Consider the following 7,595-nt stretch of genomic DNA (forward strand, 5'->3'; position numbering starts at 1 on the left):
GATACAATGCCGACGCTTCCCAGCACTGCTCTCATTTCCAAGCGTATCTGCTCGCCGGCGTCAGCGGCTCGCTCGGCCTTCAAGCGAGCAAGTTCGATCTGCTCCCAGGCAGCGAGCGCATCGCTGCGCGCCTCGATCTGATCCTCGATCCTTTCGATCAGGCGCTCAGACGAAGGTTCCACGGCGTCTCCGAGCAGGTCCCTGGCGGCCGCGCGGATTTCCAACAATTGGGTATCCACATCCTTGCCGAGCTGTGTGCGTTGGATGCCGTTGCGTGACAGGTTGGCCGCGGCCTCGGCCAGCTCGCGCGTAGTTGCCCGGATCTCAGCCAGATCCGCCGCGCCGGCCAGCCGGCCTGCGCTGGCAATGTCATCGCGCGCCAATGCCACGGCGAAGTCGTCAGCGGTGTCACCGGTCAGCGCTGCGCGGTGCGTTGCCCACGCATCATCGCGAACTCGGCGGATGGCGGTAGCCGCTTCATCGTCGACAATGTCGCCCGAGGCACGAAGGGCATCCAATCGTGCGGCGAGCATGGCATGGTTGCCCTCGTATTCAGCAAGGCGTTCGGCAAGTACGGCGGTGTTCCTTGCCAGTTCTGACGCTACCGTCTTCCAGGCGGCAATCTGCCCGGCGCTCGGAACCGCGACGTTGGCGAGAGCGAGGGCATCTCCGTTCCATGGACGCAAGCGCGCGAGCGCCGCCTTCCATCGGATTGTTCCCGCATCTTCCGCCTCGCGAGCCGTCCTAATCTCTGCCTGGTGTCCGCTTGCTCGCGCTTTCGACAAAGCCGAGCCCAGCCTTGCCCTGGCAGGTTCGGGCACCGCCCTTTCCTCGCCGACCCGCTGCCTTGCCACCTGCAGCGCATCGAGTGCCGCCGCGGCTTCGTCGCGAGCGGCACGCATCCCGGTAGCAATCCCGGACCTCTGCTCGACCATGGCGCGAACGACGCCAACGGTGACGGCAGGCAGAAGCAGCGCGCCAGGATCCGCCTCGGAAGATCGGCCCAAGGCGGCAAGGCAGCTCGCCACGCTGTTGTTGAGGATTTGCAGCTCCATCCTGCGAGTGGGCAAGTCAAAGCCAGCCGCGGTATGGCGCACCTTGCTCTCCGCCAGCCCGCGAATGCGTTCGGAAATCGACAGGATCGGTTCGTCCTCGTCGACCGCAGTGACTTTTTCCGCCAGGCGCTCGGTCTCGTCGATGTTTGCGGACAGCCGCGTTCTGAGGCTGGCATCGTCATCGATCAGTTCGGTGACACTTCCCGTCGATGTCCGGGCTGGGGAGGCGATGTCCGGCAGCTGATCCAGCCGGGCAATCTTGCGCCGGATATCCGCCAGCATCGGCGCAGCACGCACGTAACGAGCAAAGGTATCCAGCCTGGCCACCAGCACCGCCCGATCGCTGATGGTTCGGCCGTACTGCTGCGCTGCATCGAGACGTTCGGCCTCCAGGCCCTCGTAGGTTGATGCAAGGGTGTCGATCGCATCCCTGCGCGACTTTACGTCAACAAGGCGCTTCTTCAACAGCGCCAGTTCGGTTCCATGCGCCTGCTTCCGATACAGAGCGTCTGCTTCGGCCTCGAGGGCGTTCAACGTATCACTTGCGTTCCCAAGACCGGCGCTGGCCGTGAACAGAAGCTTGCCGAGGTCGCCCCGCGACTCCAGGATAGATTTTCCGCCGGCTTCCAACGTCTCGTCATCGAGTGAGAACATCGTCGTGTAGGCGTCGCGCGACAGACCGGCGAGATGCGCCGTGATCGCCACCTCGCTTACCGGTTGGCCCGTCGCATTCAATAGCGAATTACTGCGCTGTTTCGTACGCGTGAACGTGTGTTCGGAGCCGGCCAGTTCCAGCACCCCGCCGATGCGCATGGCACTGTACTCGTGCAGGAAGTTGTAGCGGCTCCGTTCCTCGATGCCGAACAGCAAGTCTAGATAGGCCGAAAGCGCAGTCGATTTGCCGGCCTCATTCAGGCCAAACACGATATGCAGATCAGGTCCGGATTCCGGTTTGGGTCCGAAGTCGATCGAACGATCGGTGAACTTTCCATAACGAATGAGGTCAAGGCGCCGCAACCTCATGACGATCCACCGGCCTTAAGGCGGGCAGTCACCAAGTCCGCGCCCTTGGAAAGCACCTGATCGAGGAACTGTTCCAGCCCGGCTTCGTCCGTCCCAGCAAAATCCCGCCCGTCGGCCGGAAGGTCGGCGACCATCTTTTGGACGAACGCCCTCGCCTCAGCGCGGAAGGCCTCCGAGGTGGCATCGGCACGCATTGATTGCTCGAGTTCGAAAATCGGATCAGCAATATCCTCGGCGGTCTCCGTCCGAGGCGGCGCGAGGTCAAGCTCGAGCTTCTCCACCCACGTATGGCCTAGCTGTTCCGCAGCCTGTTCGGCTTCGGCAAGAAGGAGGTCCCTGTCGCGGATCAGCGCCCACATCAGTGGTGACGTTCCTGTCAGGCCAATGCGAGCCACAGCATGACGCGATCGGACGGTTGCCCGCATCTCTTCGAGTGCGAAGCGAACACGCGCGACGGCCTCGGGCCACTCCACCGCTCCGGTAAGGTCGACGCTCACCCGTTCGAACTGCGCAACGCTGGTCAGCCGTTCCTCGATCTCCACCGAACGGTCGTGGCGCACCGTCACCAGGGTGACTGATTTCTCACCGGCCTCGTTGATATCCCTCCCCTGCGGTATTCCCGGCATCACCACGGCACTGGCGCCAGGATGGACTTGGCGAGCATGGATGTGGCCGAGGGCCCAATAGTCGAAACCGTGGGCGTGCAAGTCAGCGATGCTGCAGGGCGCGTAAACGTCGTGACCTGGCGATCCAGCCAGACTGGTATGCATGATGCCTATGTTGACGGCCCCTTCACGAGCCGCCGGATATTTGGTTAACAGGCTGTCCGGCGCCTTAGGGTTCGCAAAGCTCAAACCATGGAATACGACGTCCAGACCGCCGGCTGTCTGCAATACCGACTGAGCACGACCACCAAAGATGGTAACGGTGTCGGGAAATACCAGCTGTTTGGAAATCCGCGACAGGGCGTCATGATTACCGCGGATCTTGAAAACCATGATGCCGGCCTGGTGCAGGCGTGTCATCTGCGCGCCCAAGAACCGCGCTGTCTTCATTGAAGTCTGGTCGCCATCGTATAGGTCGCCAGCAATGACCAACGCGGCCACACGTTCCTCAAGGCAGAGATCCACTATCGAAACGAATGCCTGGCGGCTGGCGTCGCCCACCAGCCCGGCAAGATCGGGATTTCGCATCGCCAGCGAACGAAGCGGCGAGTCGAGATGAATATCGGCCGTGTGTACGAATCGAAATGCCATTCGGCCTCCGCCAGCAAAAGAGGTGTTCCGAGCTTCGACAGAAATTGCAACGAGGGCGCTGCAGCGCCCCGTTACACTTCAGCTAATTTCTCGCTCGCGGATTCGCCGGCCACCAACAAGCCGTCTTGGGACCGTAACACTCCTTTGGCAACCAAATCGGCGACCCCAGCTGAAATCAGCTGCCTTAATTGTGCGCTTGTGGCTTTGAAGCCCAGCATCCTGGCAACGCCTGTGGCGATTTCTTCCTCTGTCGCACCGAGGTTGGATTTCACGACTTCCATAGCGCCTTGGGCGACCTCGTCCTGCGCAATCATTTCGGGCTTGCGCAATCCAGCGGACACGACCCCACTGCGATCCCTGAGACGAACAGGAACACCTGGCTTGAAGCAGAAGTTGCCTCGACGGGCTACTGAACCACCTCTCTGTGCTATGCTTACCCCCCGCTCGATTGCATCCTGAATCCTGCCACCGGCCCGCTGCAGACCCCAGGCGTCCCGAATACGCGAAACTATTTCGTCGACATGGATTGGCGTTTCTGTAGCCACGACCTGCTCGACCAGTCCGGCCATGATTCCGCTGGGCGTCTCGTGGAGTTCGAACGATCCCGGTCGCTTTAGTTCGGCCTCTTCGTAGGCTCGATTGGGTGTCTCGGATCCGTTTGTGCTTTCGAGACCGATTTCCGTCACGTTGCCTCGGTCGACCGTAACAACCTGCACGGCTACAGCTCGATTTCTCTGGACCCCCAATTCGGCCCGCTCATCGAGTTCTTTTCTGGCGGCCTCAATCGCTAGTATGGTTCGCTCCAGCTGCTCACGAGGCCGTTGGAACCAGTCAGCGCTCCAGATGCGATGGATGATCCAACCATGGTCTTCCAGAACCGACTGCCGAAGCCGGTCTCGATCTCTGGCCGAGCGAGATGAGTGATATTCTGCGCCATCGCATTCGATGCCAAGAATATAGCGGCCTGGCCTCTCTGGATCCGCAACTGCGAGGTCGATGAAGAAGCCGGCAATGCCCACTTGAGCATGAACCTGATAACCCATTTCGATCAGCGCGTTGGCTACCTGTTCTACAAAGATTGAATCCATTTCGCGAACCGTGACTTGGGCAAGCGAAATTCGCCCTGTTCTCGCGTAGTGCAAGAAGAGCTTGAAGGCGAAGATGCCTTTCCCTTTGCCACGCTCCAGGTCGATGTCCTCGTCTGTGATGGACGCGAATACTTCGCAGCTGCGCTTGGCGCGGCTTATGAGGACGTTGAGCCGACGCTCGCCGCCTTCCGCGCCAAGAGGGCCGAAACGCATGGCCATGTATCCCTGGGCATTCTTGGCATACCCCACCGAGATCATGATCACGTCGCGCTCATCGCCTTGAACATTTTCGAGGTTCTTGACGAAGAATGGCTCGCTTGGATGAGCGTGAAAGAATTCCTCGGTGTCGGGATTTAGTCGCCGCAGCGCTTCGAGTTCATCCTGGATCGCGCGGCGTTGGCTAACCGAAAATGTTGCAACGCCTAGAGTCTCTTGCGGGTTCACCTTCGCATGACGGATGATCGCCTCCGCTACTGCTCTCGCCTCTACCGGATTGGTTCCTGTGCCGCCGGAATCGAAGACCCCCTCCGGCACATGATGAAACCGCAACCCCATACCTGCCTCTTGGGTATAAGGGCTTGGCACGATGAAAAGCCGGTTCTCGTAGAACTGGCTGTTCGATACTGCGATTAGAGATTGGTGACGGCTACGGTAGTGCCAGCGCAGCATACGCTGCGGCAAGCCGCGGGCCGTGAACAGGCCGAGGATGCTTTCAATGTCGGCGACCTGCGCGCCCTCACCCTCGTCATCTTCAGACTGCGAGCCTGTCATCTTCGCGAAGAATGTCGTGGGTGGCAGTTGGCGTTCGTCGCCAACGACGACCACCTGACTGGCCCTGGCGACCGAGCCAAGTGCGTCCACGGGCTGGATCTGAGACGCCTCGTCCATCACGAGCAGATCGAAGGACATCCGGCCGGGCGACAGGAATTGCGCCACCGAAAGCGGGCTCATCATGAACACTGGCTTCAGCGCCTGGATGGCAGGGCCTGCCTTCTGCATCAATTGCCGGATGGGCATGTGGCCTCGTCTGCGCGCCATCTCAGAACGAAGCAGTCCGACAGGTCCAGCTCCGCCGTCTCTTGAAGGAATTTTCCGGTGATGAGCCGTTACAACTTCGATGGCGCCGGCCTTGATGCGCTGGCGGTCCAGATCTGCGAAGTCACGTACAGCCCTGGAATGCAGTTCCCCGTCGAACCTTGCCAGCTCCGGCTCATCGGTCGCCATCGCCAGAAACATTCGTTCGTAGTAGGCCATATCAAAAACTGATCGAGCCGATCCTGTTGTAATCTGGCCGTTGGCTAGGCCGTCTATCAACTGTCCCAGTCCAGCCTTTCGGGCCGTTTCGGATCGCTCTTCATAGGCAACCCATTTCGAGAGCTGCTCCTGATGATCGAGCCAACCCTGCAGCCGAGAAACGACCTCGCCTATCGCGACGTCCGGAAAATCGACTACTCCAAACAAGGAGGGAGCATCGGCTTTCAAATCCCCTGTAAGCGCCTTCAATTCCCGCGCTGCCGCTTGGGCCGCTTCACGTGCTGAACGTGCCGAGTTTGCGATCTCGATTCTTTCAGGCAACCGCGCAGCCAGATGTCGGATCGAGCCATTTTCTTTCAGCCAAAGCTCGGCTTGCGTGAGAGCGGCCCAATCGGATCCTCGACCGTGCCACGACGAGCCGAATACGAACTTGCCAAGGCTCTCTCCCGCATCGATCCCTTGAGCAAGTGCTTGTAGTCTGCCTAGTCGGCGCAGTAGCTCCACCCGCTCAGTGATTAGATCCGGAACGTCAGTCAGAACCTGTCGTGACGCATCATCGGCTTGAGCTACAGTGCTCGCCTTCGCTTCCATCAGTTGCAGCGAGGCCCGCTCGGCGGAAGCCACGTCGCCTAGCATGGATGACGCGAGGTGCCCGAGATCGTTCCAGAAACCTTCGATAATTGGCCGACCGATTTCGATAACCTTGCGAACGCGCGCTGCACGCGCACCGGCCTCGGAGCGTTCCGCCATCCGGCCGGCGATAATCCGAGGTTCGGGGCCTAGCCCTCGTAGAGTCCGCATCCACTCCACTAGCGCGAGCAGTGGCGCGGAAGCCGATCGCTCCCCACGCCAATCTGCCCCGAAGGCGGAACGGCCAAAAGCGTCGCCTTCGCGGACTCTTGCTGCGGCAGCCTGACCCTTCATCAAAAGGTCGAGGAGACCAACTATCTGCGTCGCAGGCGCGCTAGGGTCGACCACAATAGTCCGCGCAAGTGCTGTGGCGCGACGGTAGTCGCCGTTCAATGCTTTCAATATTCCCGTGTGTGTGGCGAGCGCCTGCCGCGCCGCGGCCACCTCGGTGCTCCACGCCGCGTCAACAACCTTGCCCTGAAGGTCGGCTCTGGCAGCCTCAAGCGTCGCTACGCTGTCGGCAAGGTCGCCTGCCTGCTCAAGTCCGGAGTCCCAAACGGTGGCTGCGAAGGCCTCCGGACTTGCGTCAGGTGCTGCCGCTACTCGCTCGCCGGTCACGGCCAGCCTGAGCAAGCCTGCCAACGTGTCTGGCAATATCGCCGATCCGAGTTCCTGATTCAGGCGCTCAGCTTCTTCCCTCAAGCGTGGGAGCAGAATGGTGAGCTGTCGCGCACGATGGAAACCATCTTTCGGAAATTCCGAGGGAAGCTTTGCAAGCTCTGTCTCGAGACCTTCAATTGGCGTGTCGATAGCCGTTGCCGCCAACTGCTCCGAAAGTTCCTCGGACTTGCGGGCGAAATCCGTTCCTGACCAGAGAAGCGATGAAATGTCTTTCGGACGCTCATCCCATACCGGCGAGACGAGCGCCTCGGCAGGAAGTCCAGGCGCGGACGCGAGAAGCTCAGCGCGATCTTCTATCTCGCCGCTGTCGCTGAGAATTTTCGGAGGCTCGGCCTTGATCCGCTCAGCGATACCGACCAGTTTGGCGTGCAGTGCCTTGGCTTGGTCCAGCAACGCCGCGATGCGTGGGACGAGCCTCTCAATGGTCGTTGGAAGAACGACATCCAGGCCAACTCCCCGCCACGGGTGGTGGATCGGCAAGCCGATCTCGTTGATCCGCTGAGAGACCTCATCGAGCAATTTGCGACGTTGCGAAACGCCGTCAGTTGTCCAGCTTGTGGCATCCGTAAGTTCGATGTCCACTGGTTTCTGACCGACCTGCCTTAGTC

2 protein-coding genes and 1 pseudogene are annotated in these 7,595 nt (G+C 60.5%); all 3 read right to left on the bottom strand.

From position 1 onward, the window contains the following. A partial coding sequence (locus EN939_RS13655) for an AAA family ATPase (RefSeq protein ID WP_164750980.1) occupies nt 1–2,078 on the bottom strand: 2,078 nt, incomplete at its 3' end. Further along, nucleotides 2,075–3,334, bottom strand: coding sequence for a metallophosphoesterase family protein (locus EN939_RS13660; RefSeq protein ID WP_063169423.1), 1,260 nt, complete (start codon nt 3,332–3,334; stop codon nt 2,075–2,077). The genes EN939_RS13655 and EN939_RS13660, both read right to left, overlap by 4 nt. 71 nt (nt 3,335–3,405) lie before the next feature. Continuing rightward, nucleotides 3,406–7,569: pseudogene (locus EN939_RS13665) on the bottom strand (DUF3320 domain-containing protein); the annotation flags it as partial. Between the last annotated feature and the right edge of the window lie 26 nt (nt 7,570–7,595).

It is taken from the genome of Mesorhizobium sp. M7A.F.Ca.CA.002.05.1.1 (assembly GCF_003998335.1).
GTDB lineage: Bacteria > Pseudomonadota > Alphaproteobacteria > Rhizobiales > Rhizobiaceae > Mesorhizobium.